This window comes from Pseudomonas sp. SIMBA_067 (assembly GCF_046534675.1).
GTDB classification, from domain to species: Bacteria; Pseudomonadota; Gammaproteobacteria; order Pseudomonadales; family Pseudomonadaceae; genus Aquipseudomonas; species Aquipseudomonas putida.
Genome location: NZ_JAWRYH010000008.1, coordinates 44,744 through 66,189, shown reverse-complemented (window position 1 = coordinate 66,189; position 21,446 = coordinate 44,744). Strand labels below are relative to the sequence as shown.

The 21,446-nt window shown below is 62.5% G+C and carries 19 protein-coding genes and 1 tRNA gene; 5 read left to right on the top strand and 15 right to left on the bottom strand.

Annotated features, from left to right (window positions below; all coding sequences use genetic code 11):
* Window positions 1-93: 93 nt before the first annotated feature.
* The 8 genes from pqqB to SB765_RS18160 form a co-directional block, all read right to left on the bottom strand.
* Window positions 94-1,005, bottom strand: coding sequence for a pyrroloquinoline quinone biosynthesis protein PqqB (pqqB, locus tag SB765_RS18195; RefSeq protein WP_410911149.1), 912 nt, complete (start codon window positions 1,003-1,005; stop codon window positions 94-96).
* A 79-nt stretch (window positions 1,006-1,084) separates the two neighbouring features.
* Complete coding sequence (gene pqqA, locus SB765_RS18190) at window positions 1,085-1,156, bottom strand: pyrroloquinoline quinone precursor peptide PqqA (protein ID WP_008365141.1); 72 nt, start codon at window positions 1,154-1,156, stop codon at window positions 1,085-1,087.
* A 171-nt stretch (window positions 1,157-1,327) separates the two neighbouring features.
* On the bottom strand, window positions 1,328-3,616 hold the full coding sequence (gene pqqF, locus SB765_RS18185; RefSeq protein ID WP_410931714.1) for a pyrroloquinoline quinone biosynthesis protein PqqF: 2,289 nt from the start codon (window positions 3,614-3,616) through the stop codon (window positions 1,328-1,330).
* 143 nt (window positions 3,617-3,759) lie between these two features.
* Complete coding sequence (locus SB765_RS18180; protein ID WP_341797383.1) at window positions 3,760-4,554, bottom strand: carbon-nitrogen hydrolase family protein; 795 nt, start codon at window positions 4,552-4,554, stop codon at window positions 3,760-3,762.
* A 14-nt stretch (window positions 4,555-4,568) separates the two neighbouring features.
* Window positions 4,569-6,251, bottom strand: a complete 1,683-nt coding sequence (locus tag SB765_RS18175) for a flavin monoamine oxidase family protein (protein WP_132843037.1) — start codon at window positions 6,249-6,251, stop codon at window positions 4,569-4,571.
* A gap of 162 nt (window positions 6,252-6,413) precedes the next feature.
* Entirely contained in the window at window positions 6,414-6,728 is a 315-nt protein-coding gene (locus tag SB765_RS18170) for a helix-turn-helix domain-containing protein (RefSeq protein WP_341797384.1), read from the bottom strand.
* The gene (locus SB765_RS18165) at window positions 6,706-7,068 is read right to left on the bottom strand and encodes a toxin (protein ID WP_341797385.1); all 363 of its coding nucleotides are present in this window, start codon (window positions 7,066-7,068) and stop codon (window positions 6,706-6,708) included. Before SB765_RS18165 ends, SB765_RS18170 begins: the two co-directional genes overlap by 23 nt.
* 189 nt (window positions 7,069-7,257) lie before the next feature.
* The gene (locus tag SB765_RS18160) at window positions 7,258-7,719 is read right to left on the bottom strand and encodes an Lrp/AsnC family transcriptional regulator (RefSeq protein WP_059394951.1); all 462 of its coding nucleotides are present in this window, start codon (window positions 7,717-7,719) and stop codon (window positions 7,258-7,260) included.
* 159 nt (window positions 7,720-7,878) lie between these two features.
* On the opposite strand from SB765_RS18160, the gene SB765_RS18155 reads away from it, so the two are divergent.
* Complete coding sequence (locus SB765_RS18155) at window positions 7,879-8,433, top strand: serine acetyltransferase (RefSeq protein ID WP_341797387.1); 555 nt, start codon at window positions 7,879-7,881, stop codon at window positions 8,431-8,433.
* Window positions 8,434-8,598: 165 nt separating this feature from the next.
* Window positions 8,599-8,721 carry a hypothetical protein gene (locus SB765_RS18150; protein WP_410931713.1) on the top strand — a complete coding sequence of 41 codons (123 nt, stop codon included), beginning with the start codon at window positions 8,599-8,601 and terminating at the stop codon, window positions 8,719-8,721.
* Window positions 8,722-8,951: 230 nt separating this feature from the next.
* On the opposite strand, the gene SB765_RS18145 is transcribed toward SB765_RS18150, so the two are convergent.
* The 5 genes from SB765_RS18145 to rpsU all read right to left on the bottom strand — a co-directional run bounded on the left by SB765_RS18145 (window position 8,952) and on the right by rpsU (window position 17,437).
* Window positions 8,952-9,028 (bottom strand) — tRNA-Ile (locus SB765_RS18145).
* Between the two features lie 16 nt (window positions 9,029-9,044).
* Window positions 9,045-12,788 carry an EAL domain-containing protein gene (locus SB765_RS18140; RefSeq protein ID WP_410911165.1) on the bottom strand — a complete coding sequence of 1,248 codons (3,744 nt, stop codon included), beginning with the start codon at window positions 12,786-12,788 and terminating at the stop codon, window positions 9,045-9,047.
* A gap of 229 nt (window positions 12,789-13,017) precedes the next feature.
* Window positions 13,018-14,868 carry an RNA polymerase sigma factor RpoD gene (rpoD, locus tag SB765_RS18135; RefSeq protein ID WP_016497695.1) on the bottom strand — a complete coding sequence of 617 codons (1,851 nt, stop codon included), beginning with the start codon at window positions 14,866-14,868 and terminating at the stop codon, window positions 13,018-13,020.
* 67 nt (window positions 14,869-14,935) lie between these two features.
* Window positions 14,936-16,918 carry a DNA primase gene (gene dnaG, locus SB765_RS18130; RefSeq protein ID WP_410931712.1) on the bottom strand — a complete coding sequence of 661 codons (1,983 nt, stop codon included), beginning with the start codon at window positions 16,916-16,918 and terminating at the stop codon, window positions 14,936-14,938.
* A 303-nt stretch (window positions 16,919-17,221) separates the two neighbouring features.
* On the bottom strand, window positions 17,222-17,437 hold the full coding sequence (rpsU, locus tag SB765_RS18125) for a 30S ribosomal protein S21 (protein ID WP_003255575.1): 216 nt from the start codon (window positions 17,435-17,437) through the stop codon (window positions 17,222-17,224).
* Window positions 17,438-17,641: 204 nt separating this feature from the next.
* On the opposite strand from rpsU, the gene tsaD reads away from it, so the two are divergent.
* Window positions 17,642-18,667: a tRNA (adenosine(37)-N6)-threonylcarbamoyltransferase complex transferase subunit TsaD gene (gene tsaD / locus SB765_RS18120; RefSeq protein WP_016497697.1), complete on the top strand. Its 1,026-nt coding sequence runs from the start codon at window positions 17,642-17,644 to the stop codon at window positions 18,665-18,667.
* Between the two features lie 17 nt (window positions 18,668-18,684).
* Here the strand turns inward: tsaD and plsY are convergent, their stop codons facing one another.
* On the bottom strand, window positions 18,685-19,254 hold the full coding sequence (gene plsY, locus SB765_RS18115; RefSeq protein WP_043202462.1) for a glycerol-3-phosphate 1-O-acyltransferase PlsY: 570 nt from the start codon (window positions 19,252-19,254) through the stop codon (window positions 18,685-18,687).
* Between the two features lie 74 nt (window positions 19,255-19,328).
* Between plsY and folB the strand changes: the two genes are divergently transcribed.
* Together folB and folK are read left to right on the top strand one after the other, a co-directional pair.
* Window positions 19,329-19,685, top strand: coding sequence for a dihydroneopterin aldolase (gene folB / locus SB765_RS18110; RefSeq protein WP_410931711.1), 357 nt, complete (start codon window positions 19,329-19,331; stop codon window positions 19,683-19,685).
* Window positions 19,676-20,185, top strand: a complete 510-nt coding sequence (folK, locus tag SB765_RS18105) for a 2-amino-4-hydroxy-6-hydroxymethyldihydropteridine diphosphokinase (RefSeq protein WP_341797391.1) — start codon at window positions 19,676-19,678, stop codon at window positions 20,183-20,185. The genes folB and folK overlap by 10 nt, the downstream gene beginning before the upstream one ends.
* A 108-nt stretch (window positions 20,186-20,293) precedes the next feature.
* On the opposite strand, the gene SB765_RS18100 is transcribed toward folK, so the two are convergent.
* Window positions 20,294-21,400: a multifunctional CCA tRNA nucleotidyl transferase/2'3'-cyclic phosphodiesterase/2'nucleotidase/phosphatase gene (locus tag SB765_RS18100; protein WP_410931710.1), complete on the bottom strand. Its 1,107-nt coding sequence runs from the start codon at window positions 21,398-21,400 to the stop codon at window positions 20,294-20,296.
* Between the last annotated feature and the right edge of the window lie 46 nt (window positions 21,401-21,446).

Genomic DNA, 21,446 nt, shown 5'->3' with positions numbered 1-21,446 from the left:
ACACCGGCGAAGCCGGTGCCATACACTGTGTTGGATTCTTCGCGGGTGAACCCGCTCCCACAGGGGAACTGTGTTGCTTGTGCGATCTCGGTTTTACAACTCGATGCTCATGCCATCGAAGGCAACTTCGACGCCCCGGCGCAGGACTTCGGCGCGCTCGGGTGAGTCTTCGTCGAGAATCGGGTTGGTGTTGTTGATGTGGATAAGTACCTTGCGCTGGCGCGGGAAGCCGTCGAGCACTTCCAGCATGCCGCCAGGGCCGTTCTGGGCCAGGTGACCCATCTCGCGGCCGGTGCGGGTGCCCACGCCACGGCGCTGCATTTCGTCGTCTTCCCACAGGGTGCCGTCGACCAGCAGGCAGTCGGCACCGTGCATCATCGCCAGCAGCTTTTCGTCTACCTGGCCCAGGCCCGGTGCGTAGAACAGCTTGCCGCCGGTGCGGGTGTCTTCGACCATCAAACCCAGGTTATCGCCCGGGTGCGGGTCGAAGCGGTGCGGGGAGTAGGGCGGCGCGGCGCTGCGCAGCGGGAACGGGGTGAACTTGAGGTTTGGGCAGGCGTCGATCACGAAGCTGCCTTCCAGCTCGATGCGGTTCCACTGCAGGCCACCGTTCCAGTGGCTGAGCATGTTGAACAGCGGGAAACCGGTGCTCAGGTCCTGGTGGACCATGTCGGTGCACCACACCTGGTGCGGGCAACCTTCGCGCAGGCTGAGCAGGCCGGTGGTGTGATCGATCTGGCTGTCCAGCAGGACGATGGCGTTGATGCCGGTGTCGCGCAGGGCACGGGCCGGCTGCATCGGCGCAAAGGCCTGGAGCTGGGCGCGGATGTCGGGCGAGGCATTGCACAGCACCCAGTGCACGCCGTCGTCGGACAGGGCGATGGACGATTGGGTGCGCGCCGTGGCCCGCAGGGTGCCGTCACGGTAGCCCTTGCAGTTGACGCAGTTGCAGTTCCACTGCGGGAACCCGCCACCGGCGGCGGAGCCGAGAACCTGGATGTACATGGCCACTCTCTATGCAGAAAACCGTGTCGTAAAAACGAAAACGCCCCGGCGGGCCGAGGCGTTGAGGCGCAAGCCTGGCTTAGCGGCTTGCGAAGTACATGGTGACTTCGAAACCGATACGCAGGTCAGTGTAAGCAGGTTTGGTCCACATGGAATTACTCCTTCCGAATGAGGGTTGGGTTGCTCAGCTACTACTTGGGTACCGCCATGGGCCGGCAGTTCCCTGAAACTGGGATTGCGCTATCTTACAAGAAAAATTTGTACCGAAAGGTTAATTATTCGAAAAGCGCCGTTGTAATTGGCGTAACAATCGCGAGGTTGTTCACGGCCATTCAAGGGCTGGCGCGGCAGCGTTGGCCAAGCAGAGCCAAGGGCAGTCCTTATCGAGCAGGGTGCCCAGCAGCTGGTCCAGATCCGTCTGCCGCGTCTTCAAGATAGCCCGGCGCAGCTCATCCAACGTGCCCGGTTGTGTAGCCAGGTGTGTCTGCCATGCCCATTCGGCAACGTCGGCGTTGGCCATGGCGGGCTCGTCGAATTGCTCGGCCAACGCCACCCGAGCGCGCGGATCCAGCGTGATGCCTTGCCGCAGCAGGGTGAGCAGGTGGTCGAGGATCTGCGCTGGGCGGGTATTTGGCGACTGCACCCCGAACACCAGGCCGCCGACACCCTCGACCTGACGAAAGGTACTGAACACCGCGTAGCCGAGTTGCAGCTCTACCCGCAGCCGTTGGTAAACCGGCCCTTGCAGCAATTGCGCAAACACGCGGCCGCTGGCTTCGCTGGTCGCAGGGAGCGGGCAGAACAGCAACAGGGCGTGTTCACTGCCGGGTACTTCGGCGTGCTGCCAACGGTGGCTGGCCCATGTAGGCGGGGGGGCAGGCAGCGAGCCTTGCCCAGGGCAGTGCTGTAACGCAGTGCCCAAAGCGCTCAGCGCAGCAGCGTCGAAACCTGTGGCAAGGCCATGCCAGCGGGCGTGCTGCCACAGGCTGTCGAGTTGTGACTGCGTCGGCATGCCGGCAGGCGCACTTGCGGGGTGGGCGCCCAGTACCGCGTCGGGCAGTTGCTTGAGCAAGGCCCTGATGGGGACCAGTGGCGGTGGCGTCGCCGTGCTGGGCTGCCAGCAACTGGTTGCTGGCTTGAGCATCAGGGCCAAGGCCTGCTCCAATGCCCGAAGCACCGCTGCCGGTTGCCCGGCGCAGCGCAATTGCCAGTATTCGCCAACGGCACTGAACAGCAGTTGCACCGACGCGCGCTCGCAGCGCTCCTGTAGTGGGGCCAGCGCCTGTTCCAGCACGGCCTGCAAACGCTGGCGCAGGGTCGATGGCACGTGCCAGCGCAGGTAAAGCGCGGCGTACTGACGGGTGCCAGGCAGCAGGTCGCTGGTCTTCAAGGCCGCCGGTAGAGGTTGTGCCGGGGCATTGGGCAAATCTGCCATCAGCAAGGGGTCGACGGGGGGCAGTTGCCATTGCCCATGCGCTTGGCCCGGCAGGCCCTGGAGCAGTGCGCCCAGGGCCTGCAGGCCTTGCGCATCCAGCTTGGCGAACGGCTGGCCCGTGCTGTCCCGGCGAGCCAGCTCAAGCGCGCCGGCGCTGCGTTCACGGCTGAGCTGCAGCAGGCCGAATGCGTGGTTCATCTGCTCAAGGTCGGCCTGGCGGATGAAGCTGAACCAACCCTGCAGCAGGGCATCTGCTTCGTCCGGTTTGGCGCTTGCGCTGAGCTGCAGGTCGATGTGCCAAAGTAACTGCCCGGAGAAGCTGTACAGCCTCTCGGCCTTGAAGCTTTGCAGCCAGCCGCGTTGGCGCAGCGCATGCAGCCAGGTACCCGGGCGGTTGTCGCCCAGGCAACTGATCAGTAATTCCAGGGCCTGCTCGGCACCTGCCGGGAGCTTTTCATGGGTGAACACCAGGCGCGCGTTCGGTGGCGACAGTGGCGGCGGCAGCGTTTGTGGCGCATGCGTGCCCGCGGCGAACAGGCTGGCATGTTGCCTGCCTAGCTGCTCCATTTCATCCAGCGACTGTGGGCCACACAGGCTCAGGGTCATCTGGCCGCCCTGGTAATACCGTTGGTGAAAGCCTTTGAGGGCGTGCTGGAAGGCAGCATTCTGCAAGGCCAGGGTGTGCCGGTTACCAGCGTGAAAAGCGCCTAGCGGATGGCCCGGCGAAACCGATTGCAGCAAGGCGAACTGCTGCTGAGCCTGCGGGTTGCGCGACCAGGCAATGAATTCGGCGTGGATCACTTCGCGTTCGCGGCGTTGGCGCTCGATGCCCAGGTCCGGTTCGGCCAGCATCTGGCACAGGCGCTCAAGGCCCCCGGCCAATGCATTGGTCGGCACTTCGAAGAAAAAATCGGTGGCGCGTTCCCGGGTGCTGGCGTTGACCTGGCCACCGAGGGCCTGGACGTAGCGCATCAGGCCGTCGTTCAGGGGGAACTGCGCGGTGCCAAGGAAGAAAAGGTGTTCAAGGAAGTGGGCCAGGCCGGGCCACCTGGCGGGAGCGTCATGGCTGCCCGCGTGCACCCGCAATGCGGCGGCCGAGCGCTTAAGGCGCGGGGCGTGGCGCAGGGTCAGCTGCAGGCCGTTGGCGAGGGTGAGGTGGCGGGTGGTGTCAGGCATGGAAACTCCGGGTAGGTGTTCATGCTAACCCATTTGTATGAGCAGGCCCGGCCTCTTCGCGGGCGCGCCCGCTCCTACAGGTATGGTGTGGCTTGCAGACTGACACCAATCCTGTGGGAGCGGGCATGCCCGCGAATGGGACGTCAGCTTTTACGCAGGTGCAGTTCCTGGCGCAGGTCTGTCAGGTAAGGAAATGCCTCCCGCCCCTGCACCACCTGTTCATGCTCCAGTTCCGCCAGCAACAGGCATTCATCCCGCCCACCCATGGCCAGCAGGCTGCCATCAGGGCCGATGATGCTGCTCTGCCCGCAATACTGGATCTCGTCTTCCGAGCCGCAATAATTGGCATACACCAGGTAGCACTGGTTTTCCTGCGCCCGCGCCCTCACGGTCACCTGGCAGACGAAGTCGTACGGGGCCATGTTCGCCGTCGGCACCAGGATCAGTTCGGCACCACCCAACGCCAGGCGTCGGGCGTTCTCCGGGAACTCGATGTCGTAACAGATCAGCAGGCCGACTTTCCAGCCGTCCAGTTCCACCACCGGGAAGTGGTCTGGGCCTGCGCTGAACATCGCGCGGTCCAGCTCACCGAACAGGTGAGTCTTGCGGTAGTTACACAGGCTGCGCCCGTGCGCGTCGATCAACTGCACACTGTTGTAGAGCGCCCCATCATCACCACGCTCGGGGTAGCCATAGACGATCGCGATGCGGTGCGCCTGGGCTATTTCCACCACGTCCATCGCCGCCGGGCCATCGTCGGCTTCGGCCAACCGCTCGACCTGGGCCAGGCCGATGTTGTAGCCGGTCAGGAACATTTCCGGGCACACCAGCAACTGGGCGCCGCGGTCGGCTGCCAACTGCGCCTGGTGGCGCAGCCGTTGCAAGTTGCCGGGCACGTCCAGTGGCTTGGGGGCGCCCTGGAACAGAGCAATGCGCATGGTGCCTCCTTGTGTCAGTCTGCGAGGGCGATCGGGCCGATCTCGTCAAACACATCGCCCGGGCCGGGGTTGTCCGGGTGGGTCTGGCCACCGAAGTGGTTCATGATACCCCACACCGCATTCAGCGACGTCTGCACCGCGCCTTCCACCCACGCCGGGGTCCACGACACGTCGTCACCGGCGATGAACATGCCGCGCTGCTCGGCAGGCATGTCTTGCTGCATGAAGTGCGCGTACATGCGCTGGTTGTAGCGGTAGTGGCCCGGCAGGGCGCCCTTGAAGGCGCCGAGGAAGTGCGGGTCGGCCTCCCAGGAAATGGTGATCGGGTCGCCGATGATGTGCCCGGCGATATCGGTCTTGGGGTAGATCTTCTTCAGCGCATCCAGGGCCAGCTGCACGCGCTTTTCCACCGGGTGCGGCAGCATCTTCAGCGCGTCGCTCATCCAGGCGTAGGACAGGCAGATGACCCCCGGCTTGTCGTCGCCGTTGTCGAACAGGTAGGTGCCGCGGGTGAGGCGGTCGGTGAGGGTCATGCTCATCAGGTCACGGCCGGTTTGCGGGTCCTTGTCCTTCCAGAACGGCCGGTCGACCATGACGAACGTCTTCGACGATTGCATGTAGCGGGTGCGGTCCAGGGCCATCCACATTTTTTGCGAGAACAGCGATTCCTCGCAGTCGATCTGGGTGGTCAGCAGCCAGGTCTGGCAGGTGGCGAGCACGGCGCCGTAGTGCCGGGTGTCGCCCCAGTTGTCGGTGACCGCCAGGCGGCCATCGGCGGCACGGGCAATGCGCTTGACCCCGGTGCGCGGCGCGCCGCCATGCAGGCCGCTGAGGCTGGTGCCCTCCGGCCAGTGGGCGCAGCGCTCGGGCACATGGCGCCAGATACCTTGCGGCACCTGCTCCACACCGCCGACGACCAGGTGCTGGTGGTCGTCGCAGTTGGTCATCACCACGCGGAAGATTTCCAGCATCGAGTTGGGGAAGTCCGAGTCCCATCCGCCGGTGCCAAAGCCGACCTGGCCGAACACTTCGCGGTGCTGGAAGCTCAGTTTGGCGAACGAGCGCGAGGTGGCCACGAAGTCGTAGAAGGTGCGGTCGTCCCACAGCGGCACCAGCTTGTTCCACAACTCCTTGAGCCGCGGTACATCGCGGTCGCGGATAGCTTGCTGGATGTCGGCGAACTGGGCGCCACTTTCCAGGGCGTCGGCCCAGGCGTCGGCCACTTCGTGGAACAGCTTGGGCAGGTCGGTGGTTTTTTCGGCGTAGTAGGTCTGGCCTTCCAGGTCGATCACTGTGCTGCCCGAGGCCGGGGTCAGGGGGTTGGGGAAGGGCTTGGTCTCCAGGCCCAGCTTGTCCACGTAGTGATAGAACGCCGTGGACGACACCGGGAAACGCATGCCGCCGAGTTCGGCGATGATCCCGTCGGTGCCGTTGAAGGCTTGCGAACGCAGCCGGCCACCCAGCTTGGAGGCCTCGTACACCACCGGCTTCAAGCCCAGTTTCATCAGCTCGTAGGCCGCCACCAGGCCGGCGATACCGGCACCCACGATGGCCACTTCTTCACCCTGGCGCTCGGCTGGAATGCTGCCCAGGCCTGCGGGGTGTTCCAGCCAGTCGTCGAAGGCGAAGGGGAAGTCCGGACCAAAGATGGTGATGGGCTGCTTGCCGTCGGCGGGGTGGCGGTTTTTCTTGTTCATGAAGTGACCTTGCCAGAGAGGCTGCGCGGGGAGCGGAGCCTGAGTATAGGAGATGCCTGGTGGTCATTTTAGGGAGTAGCCCGTTCGTAATTAAGGTTCAGAGTGGTGTCTGAATGTAGCTTTATTCGTCATATTTACTAATAAAAGATCAATTATGATGAATCAGATAAGGGATGCGAGGTGATCCACGGTCTCGGGGTATTTCTGCACAAGGCGAATGAGCGCAACAGCCTGCGCATTAGGTCTGGAACGGCCTTGCTCCCAGTTCTCCAGTGTTCTGGCGTTGGTCCGTAGACAGTTCGCGAACAGTGCCCTGGACATGTTGAGGCGCTGGCGCAGTTCCAACAGTTCATTAGGCGCCAAGGGGGCCAGTTCGATGGAGCTGACTTTGTGCGAGCGCAGGGTCTTCTTGCCTTGGCGTTCTTCGGCCAAGGCGTCGAAGCCTTCAGTGAGTTCAGTGAACAGGTTGCGTGGCATGGTGGGTCCTCGACAGGTATTCGCGTTCGAGCATGGTTCTCAGAGCTTTTCGCTGGGAGTCGGTCAAGTCATCCTGCATGCCTTTGCCGTATAGGGTAAACAGCCAGAATTGAGTCCCCGGAAGCCAGAAGTAGTAGATGACGCGGATACCGCCCCGCTTGCCCTTTTGGCGTTGGGAGTCCGAAAATCGCAGCTTCCGGAGGCCACCTGTACCTTGGATCAAATCTCCAGCAAGCGGATTCTTCAACAAAAACTGTTGCAAGGAGCGAAAGTCTTCGTCGCTCAGGTAACTGGGACGATGACGTTCGAACGGGGGAAGCTCAACAAAAACGGCGTCCATGCTGTGTACGTTATCTGCGTATAGTTTGGAAGAGGTGGTGAGGCCTGTCAATCCGGCCTCTAACCAGCCTATTACGCATTGACGCTACGCCTCAGCACGAATGAATTGCAGCAAGTAACGCAGGTATAGGCCTCGATCGGTCGATACAGCGTTTCACTCAAGATATTTGACGGTGCTGGAGGGTGTCGCTCAGATTGGCTGACCGCGATCCACCTTGCTGCTGAGAATGATCGACGTGGTGGTTTTTTCCACCCCGTCGACACTGCCGATCTGGTCGAGCAGCTGGTCCAGTTGCTCGGGCGAGTCCGTACGCAGCCAGGCCACATAGTCGAATTCGCCGCTTACTGCACACAGCTGCTGCACCTGGCCCATGGCACTCAGACGGCGTACCACTTCCTTCCCGGAGCGCGGCTGCACCTTGATCCCCACGTACGCTTGCAGCCCGCCACCCATCACACTCTGACCCAAGCGCACGCCATAGCCTGAGATGACCTTGTTCTTCTCCAGCCGTTCCAGGCGCGAGTTGACGGTGGTGCGGGCGATGCCCAGCTGGCGCGCGAGGGTGGCGACGCTTTCGCGGGCGTTGATTTGCAGCAGGGCGATCAGCTGGCGATCGATTTCATCCAGCGTGATGGAGCGGGAATCCGACATGGCGAGTCTCTACGGTTGGCCTGCTAGCCTAGCCAGCGAGTGCCAATCAGGGCAAGGCCGGGCACAGCTGAACAATCCGACGCGCTCCTACAACGACTGCGCTGGCCTGGTGGCTGTGCCTTCGGCATGATGAAGCGCTAGCTCAACGGGAACCTCAGCGTGAACCTCGACCACCTGCTCGAATGCTGGCGACTGGAAGTCGCCAACAAGAAAAGGCCCGGGCGCCGTATAAGCCTGCTGTTCAACGTGCTGCGCCGTGCGCGCAAGGACAACAAACTGCGTTTCCTCTTTGCCTACCGCCTGGCCCAGTACCTCGACGCCCGCGGCGGCCTGGCGCGGCGTCACGCCCGGCGCATGCAACAGCGGCTCAACCTCAAGTACGCGCTGGACATCGACATCGGCGCACAGATCGCACCCGGTCTGCGCATCGCGCACCTGCCGGGGGTAGTAATTACCCGACACGTGAGCATCGGGCGCAACTTCTTCGTCCGGCAGAACTGCTCGATCGGTATCAAGACACTAGGGTTGGACGATTACGCGCTGCGCATTGGTGACAACGTGAGCATGGGGGCTAACAGTTGCATCGTTGCCGACTGCATCGATATTGGCGACGACGTGGTGATTGGCGCGATGTCGTTGGTTACGCGGGATATTCCGGCTGGCATGACCTTCTACAACCCGCGGCAGGTCGAGATGCGGTCAAGAGGTGAGTAAGAAGAGTTACATTTCCGGAGCTGTGGGCGGGATGCTCGAATAATACTGTCTGGTGCAACCATTGCACTGTATCCATTGACGGCCTCGGTGGGTCGCAAGTAAGGCACTTGAATGGGCTTCGCGAAACAGGGCTCGACTGGTAGCAATGTGGGAGGAGTTGAATCCATGACCAACAAGCATTGCCAGCTGACCGAGGTAACCGTGGTGGGCCCCGCTTCATTGCTGCTCACCTTCGCGGACGGGGGAGTGTTCACACGAGCTCATCTGGAGCTGGATGGCCAAACATGAGCTGACGTTGGATCGAGCAGCTGAAGAGCTAGGGCTGAGCAGGCGTATGTTGGCTTATTACCGTAAGGGCGAAAAACCGGTGCCGAAGACAGTTGGCCTGGCCATGAAGGGTTGGGAAGCACTTCGGTTGCCTGAGACGCAGGCAAATAGCGTATCGAAGAAGCGGGCATAACGGCGCGGCTGATCGATAGGCATGAAAAAGCCGCGGAATCGCGCGGCTTTCTGGTATTTGGTGGGCCCACACGGACTTGAACCGTGGACCAAAGGATTATGAGTCCTCTGCTCTAACCAACTGAGCTATAGGCCCTCAGTAAGTGGCCGGATTATAACGAGGGTTTCGCACCTGTGCCATCTGAAAGATCCGATAGTGCTATGCGAAGAAACGTTGCCGCGAACTCGCCTGGCGGCAGCGGCAGGCTGACGATGTAGCCCTGGATCTGCTCGCAGCCCTCGGCCGCCAGGAAGCGTTGCTGAGCCTGGTTTTCCACGCCCTCGGCAATGATGGTCAGTTGCATGCTGCGGCCCAGGGCAATGATCGCACGGGCGATGGCGGCGTCGTGGGGGTCGTCGGGCAGGCCGCGGATGAACGACTTGTCGATCTTCAGAATGTCCAGTGGCAGGCGCTTGAGATAGCTCAGCGATGAATAGCCGGTGCCAAAGTCGTCGATGGCCAGCTGCACGCCCAGCTTTTTCAGCTGGTACAGCACGGCCAGTGCTTCTTCCGCCTGGCTCATGATGAAGTTTTCGGTGATCTCCAGTTGCAGGTCACCCGCCTTGAGCTGGTAGTGCTTGAGCAACTGTTCGATGCGCCGGGCCAGGTGTGGCTGGCGAAGCTGGGCGCCGGCGAGGTTGATCGACAATGGGCCGAAGGGTTCGTAGTGCTGCTTCCAGGCCTGCATCTGCCGGCAGGCTTGTTCCAGTACCCAGTCGCCGAGCTGGAGGATGGTGCCGTTCTCTTCTGCCAGGTGGATGAAGTGCTCTGGCGGCACTTCACCAAAGGTCGGGTGGCTCCAGCGGATCAGCGCCTCGGCGCCTACCAGGTTCTGGGTCTTGAGGCTGAGCTTGGGCTGGAAGCACAGGCTCATTTCGTTGCGTTCGACGGCGCGGCGTAGCTCGTGCTCCAGGGCGATGCGCTCGCTGGCCTGGGCGGTCAGGTCGCGGGTGTAGGCTTCGACGCGGTTGCGGCCTTTGGCTTTGGAGCGGTACATGGCAGCGTCGGCGTTGCGGATCAGCGTGGCCACGTCGGTGCCGTCCTGCGGATATAGGCTGATGCCGATGCTGGCGCTGGTGAAGAACTCGTGCTCACCGGCCTGGAACGGTGCGACAAAGCAGGCCAGCAGCTTGTTGGCGATGGTGCTGGCGTCACTGGGCTTGTGCAGGCCGGGCAGCAGAATGATGAACTCGTCGCCGCCCAGGCGGGCCACGGTGTCGACGTCCCGCACCTGTTCTTTCAGGCGCTGTGCTATGCCCTTGAGCAGCAGGTCGCCGACCGGGTGGCCAAGGCTGTCGTTGATGTGTTTGAAGCGGTCGAGGTCAAGGAACAGCACCGCGCCCTGGCGGTTGGACACCTGCGCGCAAGTGAGCACGGCCTGCAGGCGGTTCTCGAACAAGGCACGGTTCGGCAGGCCCGTCAGCGGGTCGTGGTGGGCCTGGTAGTCGAGCTTGGCCTGGGCGTGCTTGAGGCTGGAAATGTCGGCGAACACGGCAACGAAGTGGGTGATCTCGCGTTCGCTGTTGCGCACCGCACTGATGGTCAGCCAGCCGGGGTACAGTTCGCCGTTCTTGCGCTTGTTGTAGATCTCACCTTGCCAGTGGCCCTCGGCAGTAAGCTGGTGCCACATGGCGGCATAGAAGGCGCTGTCGTGCTGGCCGGAGGCAAGCAGGCGCGGGGTCTGGCCGAGGGCTTCGATCTCGCTGTAGCCGGTGATTTCGCTGAAGGCGCGGTTGACGGCACTGATGCGTTGGTCGATGTCGGTGATCAGCACGCCTTCGGCGGTGTTCTCGAACACGGTGGCGGCCAGCTGCAGTTTTTCCTGCATCAGGTGGCGCTCGGTGATGTCGCGGGCGATGGTCAGCATGCAGTCGACACCGGCAATCGGCAGGGGCCTGGCGGACAGCTCGCACAGGCGGATCTGCCCGTCGCTGCGGCGGATGTGGCAGGTGAAGTCGCGCACGAAGCCGTCGCGGTTGAGCTGGTCGACCATGCGTTTGCGTTCGTTGAGGTCGACCCAGATACCCAGGTCAAGCGAGGTCTGGTCGATGGTCGGGTTGAGGTCGTAGCCTGTGAGGCGGCAGAAGCCTTCGTTCACCTCAAGCAGCAAACCGTCGCTCTGGCGCGACAGCAGCAGGCCGTCGGGCGAAGCGTGGAACGCCTTGGCGAATTTCTCTTCCGAGGTTTGCAACTGCCCCTGGGTTTCCTTGAGCTGGCTGATGTCGCGCACCGCCACCACCAGTGCCGGGGTGCCGTCGAGTTCGAAGGTTTCGGCCGAGGTGAGGCCGGTGAACAGTTGGCCATTGCTGCGCCGGAAGCTCATTTCCAGGTTGCGGATGCCGCCTTGGTGCAGGCGCTCAAGCAGCGGGGGGCCGGAGCCTTCGACACCCCACAGGTGCAGATCCGTAGCGCTGCGGCCAAGCACCTGTCCCGCGGTCAGGCCGATCTGCTCTTCGAAGGCTTCGTTCACCTCCAGCAGGCAGCCGTCGCTGTGGCGGGCGATCAGCAGAATGTCGGGGCACTGCTGGAACACCGAGGCAAACTTTTGTTCGGAAAGGCGCAGGGCGTCCTCGGTACGCTTGGTTTCGCTGATGTCGATCATCAGCCCGCGCATCACCGGCTGGTGCCCGTGTTCGATCATGCTGACGATATTGCGTACCCACAGGGGCTGGCCGTCAGCCCGGATTACCCGATAGTCCAGGCTATGGTCGCGTCCGGCTGCGGTTTCGCTGTCGCAGTAGGCCTGGGCCCAGAGGGCGTCCTCCGGGTGCAGGATGCTGCGCCAGAAGCCCGGCCTGAGCCAGTCGCTCAGCGGGTAGCCAAGCAAGTCTTCGGCATGTGGGGAGACGTAGCTGTAGGTAAAGTCGTTGGCATCGGCTTCCCAGGCGATGGCGGACAGGCTCTCGACCAGTCCGCGGTAGTGGTACTCGCTGCTGCGCAGCTCCTGCTCCAGTGCTATACGCCGGGAAATTTCCGAGCTGAGCCGACGGTTGATTCGGATCACCACGGCCAGCACGGCCATCAGCAACAGCACCGTTGGCAGGCCATACACCAGCAGGTCAGACCAGAACATCCGTTGGTCGACCACATTACCCACCCAGCGCTGCTGGATCTGGCTGACTTCGCCGCTGCTCATGTCGGCCATGACTTTGTCCAGAATGCCCACCAGCACTTTGTTGTCGCGTGGTGCGGCCATGGCCAACTGGTAGCGGTAGGGCGTTTCGCCACTGACGTAGAGCCCATCGAGCTTGAGCTGGCGCAGGCTCCAGATGCTTGAAGCGAGGTCGCCGACCACGGCGTCCACCTGATCGGTGGCCAAGGCCTGCAAGGTGGAGCTCACATTGGGCAGTGCCACCAGGTTGAGGTCGGGGTGATGGGTACGCAGCAGTTCGTGCGGGGCGTAGTTTTCGACCACGGCTATCTTCAGGCCGTACAGGTCGTCCAGTTTGCGCGGTTGTGCGCCGCCTTTGTGGGCGAGGATGACGATGGGGAAGTCCAGGTACGGGCGGGTGAAGGCCAGATAGCCTTGGCGTTCGGGGGTGGACATGATACCGGGCAGCAGGTCGATGCGGTTTTCCCGCGCTTGCGCCAGTACCTCGGTCCAGCTGCTGGGCTCGACCGGTTTGAGCGTCACGCCCAGGCGTTGCTGGATCGCGGCGATGTAATCGGCGGCCAATCCCTGGTACCGGCCCTCCTGGTCGCGAAACTCGAACGGTGGCCAAGAGGCGTCTACGCCCAGGCTCAGCTGTTGGTGGGCAGCCAGCCAGGCTTTCTCCTCGTCTGTCAGGGTCAGGGCGCCGGCCGTTGTGTTCCACAAAATCAGGAGCAGCAGCAGAATGGCCGGCATGAGCGGCATAGCGGCCTCGCACTTTTTGGGGTCTGACGTCGAGTGTAGACGGGCATTGCGCAAGCGTGGGGTAAGCGAGATATGTGTAGGAGCAGCCTTGTGCTGCGAAAGCGCCGTATGGGCGGAGGTGTACGGTGACCCGGATGGCTTCTTCGCAGCACAAGGCTGCTCCTACAGGGACCGCGAGTGTTTCAAAAGGCAGAAAAGAAAAACCCCGGCCTGGGCCGGGGTTTTGTCATCACTCGTCGAGGAAGGAGCGCAGATGCTCGCTGCGAGTGGGGTGGCGCAGTTTGCGCAACGCCTTCGCTTCGATCTGACGGATCCGCTCACGCGTTACGTCAAACTGCTTACCTACCTCTTCGAGGGTGTGGTCGGTGTTCATGTCGATACCGAAGCGCATGCGCAGCACCTTGGCTTCGCGTGCAGTCAGGCCCGAGAGCACGTCACGGGTGGCTTCCTTGAGGCTTTCGACCGTGGCCACGTCGATCGGGGACTGCATGGTCGAGTCCTCGATGAAGTCGCCCAGGTGCGAATCTTCGTCGTCACCGATCGGGGTTTCCATGGAGATCGGCTCTTTGGCGATCTTCAGTACCTTGCGGATCTTGTCCTCAGGCATTTCCATGCGCTCGCCCAGCTCTTCCGGGGTCGGTTCGCGACCCATTTCCTGCAGCATCTGGCGGGAAATACGGTTGAGCTTGTTGATCGTCTCGATCATGTGCACCGGAATACGGATGGTGCGTGCCTGGTCGGCGATCGAGCGGGTGATCGCCTGACGGATCCACCAGGTGGCGTAGGTCGAGAACTTGTAGCCGCGACGGTATTCGAACTTGTCCACCGCTTTCATCAAGCCGATGTTGCCTTCCTGGATCAGGTCGAGGAACTGCAGGCCACGGTTGGTGTACTTCTTGGCGATGGAGATCACCAGACGCAGGTTCGCCTCGACCATTTCTTTCTTGGCGCGACGGGCCTTGGCTTCACCGATCGACATGCGACGGTTGATGTCCTTGATCTCGGCAACGGTCAGGCCGGTTTCGGTCTCAAGGTCGATCAGCTTCTGCTGGCAAGCGACGATGGCGGCGTCCTTTTCACCCAGGGCAGCAGCCCATTTGGTGTTGCGCTTGGCCAGGTCACCGCTCCAGGTCTGGTCGGTTTCGTTGCTCGGGAACATGCGCAGGAAGTCGGCACGCGGCATGCGGGCATCACGCACGCACAGCTGCATGATGGCGCGCTCTTGCTGACGCAGACGGTTCAGGGCATCACGAACACGCTCTACCAGGACCTCGAACTGCTTGGGTACCAGCTTGATCGGCATGAACAGGTCGGCGAGGGCTTGCAGGGCCGCGATGCTTTCCTTGTGGGCACGACCGTGCTTCTTCACGACCTTGAAGGTCGCCTGAAGCTGGTCGGATACCGCACCGAAACGTTGGGCTGCGACTACCGGGTCCGGACCGCTCTCGGTCTCTTCCTCGTCGTCACTGCTCTCGGCTTCTTCCTCTTCGTCGTCAGACTCTTCCTTCGCAGCTGCGGCCTTGGCGCCAGGGATCGGCACCTCTTCGGTCGGAGCGGCGATGTTGTCGTCAGGGTCGATGTAACCGCTGAGCACGTCCGACAGGCGGCCGCCCTCGGTGGTGACGCGGTCATATTCGCCGAGAATGTAATCGACAGTGCCCGGGAAGTGAGCGATGGCGCCCATGACTTCACGGATGCCTTCCTCGATACGCTTGGCGATTTCGATCTCGCCTTCGCGGGTCAGAAGCTCGACGGTACCCATTTCACGCATGTACATGCGCACCGGGTCGGTCGTGCGGCCGATATCGGTTTCAACTGCCGCCAACGCAGCAGCGGCTTCTTCGGCCGCGGCTTCGTCGGTGTCGGCTTCCGCCAACAGAAGGGCATCCGCATCCGGAGCACTCTCGAATACGTTGATCCCCATGTCGTTGATCATGCGGATGATGTCTTCCACCTGTTCAGGATCTGAAATATCCTCAGGCAGGTGGTCGTTGACCTCCGCGTAAGTCAGGTAGCCCTGCTCACGACCGCGGGTGATCAACTCTTTGATACGAGACTGCTGTTGCGCTTTTCCGGACATAACACCCTATCCACTGAAGGTCTTGGCGGGCAAAAAACAAGCCGAGGATTATACCCGAGCATGGGCCTCACGCGCCAGATGAGGTCGGCGTTTGTGCGGGAACATTCCGGCTCAGCAGGGCGAGGAGCTGGGTTTTTTCCTCGCTGGTCAACTCACTTTGACGTGATTTCCTGAGCAGTTGTTCCAGGCTGCGCTCGCGTTGGCGGGCGGACAAGCTAGTTATAGTGTCGAAAAACTGTTGTTCAAGGTTGTCGGCTACGATCAGCCATTCCTTTTCCGCCAGGGCCCGCAGCAGGCGGCCCTGTTCGGTGCCATGCCAGCGTGCGATCAACTGCATTGAGCTTAGCCCAGGATTTTTCTGTGCGGCTTCGATCAATGACACCAGCAGCTGGCTGTACAGGTGTTCTTCGTCGGCAAAGTGGCTGGCATCTTCCACCTTGCCGGCCAGTAACGGGTGGTGCAGCAGCGTGCGCAGGGCGGCCAGGGTAGGCGGCTCGACCGGGGCTGGCACGCGCGGTGGCGCTTCATCTCGTTGCTGCCAGGCTTTGCCGCCTTTGCGATTCTTGTCCCAGGGTTTGTCGCTCCACTGCTTTTTGCCCCCGCCCTTGTTCGGCTTCCACGCCTGCTCCTGCTGAGCGGGGACGAAGTCGTGCTGCGGCATGTCGCCGTAGTCAGGGGTGTAGCTGGCCATGGCGTCGTAGTCGTAGCCAGGGTCGTAGTCCGGCACACCGCTGGCCGCTGGCGCTTGTTGAGCCAGTTGCTCGACCTGCTGCGGGTCCAGGCCGGTGATTTCCTTCAGGCGGTTGCGCATCAGTTGGCGCAGGTTGGCGCCAGGGATCTTTTCGATCAACGGTGCGGCCAGGGTCGCCATGTGCGCCTTGCCTTCCAGCGATCGCGGGTCGGCTTCAACGCCCAGTTGCTCGAAGAAGTAGTCGGCCAGCGGCTGGGCGTGCTGGTTGATGCGGGCCCTGAAGGCATCGGTACCTTCGGCGCGCACCAGGCTGTCCGGGTCTTCGCCTTCGGGCAGGAACAGGAAGCGGGCGCGGCGGCCGTCCTGCAGGTTCGACAGGGTCGACTCCAGTGCACGCCAGGCGGCCTTGCGCCCGGCCTGGTCGCCGTCGAAGCAGAACAGCACGCTGGGCACTACCCGGAACAGGCGCTTGAGGTGCTCTTCGCTGGTGGCGGTGCCAAGGGTCGCCACGGCATTGCGCAGGCCCTGTTGAGCCAGGGCGATGACGTCCATGTAGCCCTCGACGACGATGATTTCGTCGAGGTTGCGGTTGTGCTTGCGCGCCTCGTACAGCCCGTACAGTTCCTGGCCCTTGTGGAACACCGGGGTTTCCGGGGAGTTCAGGTACTTGGGCTTGTCGTCGCCCAGTACCCTGCCACCGAAGGCGATGATGCGCCCGCGGCTGTCGCGAATGGGGAACATCACCCGGTCGCGGAAGCGGTCGTAGCGCTTGCCGCTTTCGGCGTTTTCGATCAGCAGGCCGGCATCGATCATCACCTTTTGCTGCAGGGTGTCGGCACCCAGGTGCTTGAGCAGGTTGTCCCAGCCGGGCGGGGCGAAGCCCAGGCAGAAATCGCGGGCGATCTCCCCGGACAGGCCGCGGCCCTTTAGGTAATCCACTGCGGCCTTGCGGGTCGGGTGGCTGCGTAGGGCCTGGCGATAGAATTCCGAGGCGGCGTCCAGCAGCGGGTACAGCGGCGAGTCGGTTGGCTGGCGAGGTTTCTGGTCGCGGCGGCCTTGCTCGCGGGGTACTTCCATGCCTGCGGCGCGGGCCAGTTCTTCGACAGCCTGGGGGAAGTCCAGGTTGTCGTGGTCCATGACGAAGCCAAGGGCGTTGCCGCCGGCACCGCAGCCGAAGCAGTAGTAGAACTGCTTGTCGGGGCTGACCGTGAAGGAAGGGGTCTTCTCCTTGTGGAACGGGCAGCAGGCAGAGTAGTTTTTGCCGGTTTTTTTCAGCTGGACGCGCGAACTCACCACGTCGACGATGTCGAGGCGGTTGATCAGGTCGTCAATGAAACTCTGGGGAATCAGCCCGGCCATGGCAGTCTCGTCATCTGGCAACTGGCAAGTCTAATCGCTCACGCGCCGAATAGGGCGAGTGCTGATTGGGGAAGTGCGAGGGAATGTGTGCTCGTCGCCAGCCCCTAAGGGCCCGTCAGTCGGACGTGCACGTCTGGTCATACAGCAAGAAAGACCAGCTCTGACGTTTCAGGCAGGTTGCCCCTGTGCACTTCGCGTGAAGCTTGTGCGGGGCCTTGAGCTAGCTGCTCAAGTTAGAAACGACCGCTGCCATCACCCGGCGGTTAGCCGGGCAGGGCAGAAGCTTTGCGTAGAACGTCTGTATTAGTACAGACGAACGGCGCGGCGCTGTTCGCGCTGTACTTTCTTGGCGTGACGCTTAACAGCAGCAGCTGCTTTGCGCTTACGCTCGGCGGTCGGCTTCTCGTAAAACTCGCGGCTACGAACTTCAGCCAGTACACCGGCTTTTTCGCAGGAGCGCTTGAAACGACGCAGAGCTACGTCGAAGGGTTCGTTCTCTTTAACTTTGACGGCTGGCATCCAGGGCTACCTTAATTCATTACCGGGGTAGACGTGCTCCTGGCAAAACAAAGGTGTGCTGGAGAACGTCGGTTTTCAAGGGTTGCGGATGTTAACCCTTAGCAAGCCGGAATGCAAAGCCTCTGATCGAAAACCGCTGGTCGGCATCCGACACGGGGACTATCATGCGCGCCTTCGAATTCAGCCCCCACAAGGGACGAACCCATGCTAGTACTGGGATTGGAAACATCCTGCGACGAAACTGGCGTCGCATTATACGACAGTGAGCGCGGCTTGTTGGCCGACGCACTGTTCAGCCAGATTGACCTGCATCGCGTGTTTGGCGGTGTGGTGCCCGAGCTTGCCTCGCGTGACCACGTGAAGCGCATGTTGCCGCTGATTCGCCAGGTGCTGGAGGAGGCGGGCTGCGTCGCCACCGAGATCGACGCCATTGCCTACACCGCGGGCCCTGGCCTGGTCGGCGCATTGCTGGTGGGCGCCTCCTGCGCCCAGGCGCTGGCCTTTGCCTGGGACATTCCGGCGATTGGCGTGCACCACATGGAAGGCCACTTGCTGGCGCCCATGCTGGAAGAAAACCCCCCTGAGTTTCCGTTCGTCGCTTTGTTGGTTTCAGGCGGACACACCCAGCTGGTACGCGTCGATGGCATCGGTCAGTACGAACTGCTGGGCGAAAGCCTGGACGATGCCGCCGGCGAAGCGTTCGACAAGACCGCCAAGCTGATCGGCCTCAATTACCCCGGCGGCCCGGAAATCGCGCGCCTGGCCGAGCAGGGCGTACCTGGGCGCTTCGTGTTCCCGCGGCCGATGACCGACCGCCCGGGCCTGGAATTCAGCTTCAGTGGCCTCAAGACCTTCGCCCTCAACACCTGGCAGCAATGCAAGAACGCTGGCGACGACAGTGAGCAAACCCGTTGCGACCTGTCCCTGGCATTCCAGCAGGCGGTGGTGGAGACTTTGACCATCAAGTGCAAGCGGGCGCTCAAGCAGACCGGCCTCAAACGCCTGGTCATCGCGGGTGGTGTGAGTGCCAACAAGGCTTTGCGCGCGTCCCTCGAAGACATGCTCGGCAGCATCAAGGGCAATGTGTACTACGCGCGCCCGCAGTTCTGTACCGACAACGGCGCGATGATCGCCTACGCCGGTTGCCAGCGCCTGTTGGCGGGGCAGCACCAGGACCTGGCGATCAGCGTGCAGGCGCGCTGGCCGATGGAGCAGTTGCCGCCGCTGTAACGTGTGAAGCCGAACGGTCAGAAGTGCCGTTCGCGCCCGGCGAACAGGTCGCGCAGGTTTTTGCGGTGGCGCCATACGATCATCACGGTCAGCACGGTGATCGGCAGCAGGGCTTCGGGCTCGCGCCAGGCCAGCAATGGCAAGGTCAGCGGCGTGGCAATCAGCGCCGCCAGCGAGCTGGTGCGGGTGAGGTAGAACGTCAGCAGCCAGGCGCCGATGGCCAGCAGCGCGGCCGGGAAATACAGGCCCATGAGCATGCCGGCAGCCGTCGCCACGCCCTTGCCACCCCGGAAGCGGAAGTACAGGGGGAACAGGTGGCCCAGCACCGCGCACACGCCCACCCAGGCTTGCGCGTGCAGGTCCAGCCCGGCAAGGCGGGCGAGCAATACCGGCAAAAGGCCCTTGCACAGGTCGCCAAGCAGGGTCAGGATCGCCAGTTTACGGCCTGCCAGGCGTAGCATGTTGGTGGCGCCGGCATTGCCTGAACCACTGGAACGCGGGTCCGGGCTGCCCGAAAGGCGGCTGAGGAGAATGGCGAAGGACAGTGAGCCGAGCAGGTAGGCGAGCAACGCCAGTAACCAAAACATGCTAACTATTCCGGGCGAGGACGCCCTGATTCTAACGGCGCCAGTCGCCCTTGTCGTGCTGTGGAGAGAAGTGCTTGGACAGAGTGTTCATCGAAGGCCTGGAAGTCGATACCGTCATCGGTGCCTATGACTGGGAGCGGGATATTCGCCAGTGCTTGCGCCTGGACCTGAGCTTTGCCTGGGACAACCGCCCGGCCGCAACGGGTGACGACCTGAACCTGGCGCTGGACTACGCCAGCGTCTCGGCACGCATCCAGGCGTTTGCCGAGCAGGCCCGTTTCGAGTTGGTGGAAACCTTTGCCGAGCGCCTGGTGGCAACCTTGATGGAAGAATTCCATATCCCCTGGGTGCGGTTGAAACTGACCAAGCCAGGTGCGGTACCGGCGGCCCGTGGCGGTGTAGGCGTGGAGATCGAGCGCGGATGTCTCTGAGCACGGTTTACCTTGGCCTCGGCAGCAACATCGACCGTGAGGCGCACTTGTGCGCCGGGCTAGATGCGTTGGCGGGCATCCTCACCGACATGCGCTGCTCGCCGGTGTTCGAAAGCCAGCCGGTGGGTATCAAGAGCGGGCCGTTCATCAATTTCGTGGTGACCGGGCAAACCGCACTGCCGCTGATCGAACTGGACCGTCGGCTGAAGTTCATCGAGGCCGAAAATGGCCGTTACGCGCCGGACCGCAAAGGGCTGCCGCTGGATATCGATGTGCTGATGTATGACGATCTGCACGGCACCTTCGATGGGCTGGTACTGCCCCGGGCCGAGATCATGAAGAATGCGTTTGTGCTGTGGCCGCTGTCGTTGCTGGCGCCTGAGCTGGTGCATCCGGGGGCAGGCAAGAGCATGGCCCGGTTGTGGCAAGAGGCACAGATTGACCAGGTGCTGGCCCCGGTCGCCTTCGAGTGGCGTGGGTTGCAGCTGACACCCGCTTAAGCCTGTTCCGGCCCTTTTGCGGTCAAAGCCACTCCCACAAGTACTACGCAGGTTTCTGGCCCACGTTGTACCTGCGGGAGCGGCTTTAGCCGCGAAGAGACCGTATGGTCAGTCGAGTTGGTAAGCCTCAAGCGCTTTCAGCCGCTCAGCCTTGAGCGCTTCGCCCAGTGCCTGCCCAGTCAGCCCGGCCTGCACCAACGGCTTCACATCCACCGCTCGCGCCGCTGCTGCTGCGCCACGCAGGTAATCGGCCTGTGGATAACCTGGCTGGCCATCACCTAGCGCCGCCATCTCGGAAGCGACCACAAAGTCCTCGAACCGCTGCGGCCTTCGGTAAACATCGAACTTCTGCAACAGCTCCAGTAGCGCCGTGGCTGGCAGCTCCAGTGCCTGATTACCTTGTGCCAGGCACTCTCCCGTCAGTAAGGCCAGCTCCTGGCAATCCCTTGGGGCCTTGAGGCGCTGGTTGACGGCTTTGATCGATGCCGGTGCCAGCCCGCGCAACAGGCACGCCCAGCGCACGTGCAGGGGCTGTTCATGCGCCGCTGCCTGCTCCAGCGCCGCCAGGGCCTGGGCACCGTCAACAAGCTCAGGCAGCAGGGCCTGCAGGGCGTCGCAATCGCGCAGCACCTGGAAGAACACCTGGGGCTGTGCCTCCATCAGCGCCCGCTCGATTTCCTTCCAGCTGCGCTCTGCAGTCAGCGCCTGCAGCTCGCCAGAGGCGCTGATCTGGCGCATCAGCTCAAGCGTTTCTTCGGCAACCCGGAAACCAAGCGGTGCATAGCGGGCAGCAAAGCGCGCAACGCGCAGCACGCGCAAAGGATCTTCGGCGAATGCCGGTGAAACGTGGCGTAAAATTCGCCTTTCGAGATCGTCTTTGCCGTGGTAGGGGTCGTACACCGTGCCTGCTTCGTCCTCGGCCATCGCGTTGATGGTCAGGTCACGGCGAATCAGGTCTTCCTCCAGTGTCACGTCAGGGCTGGCGTGAAAAGTGAACCCGCCATAACCGCGCCCGCTCTTGCGCTCGGTACGCGCCAAGGCATATTCCTCGCCGGTTTTCGGGTGCAGGAATACCGGAAAATCAGCGCCCACCGGCCGATAACCCTTGGCGTGCATTTCTTCAACGGTGGCGCCTACCACCAGCCAGTCGATATCGCTGACAGGAAGGCCGAGCAGGCGGTCGCGCACGGCGCCGCCGACTTTGTAGATGTGCATGTGCAGCTCTCCATAACTGCCGACAGGATAACCCGTCGGCAGTTAT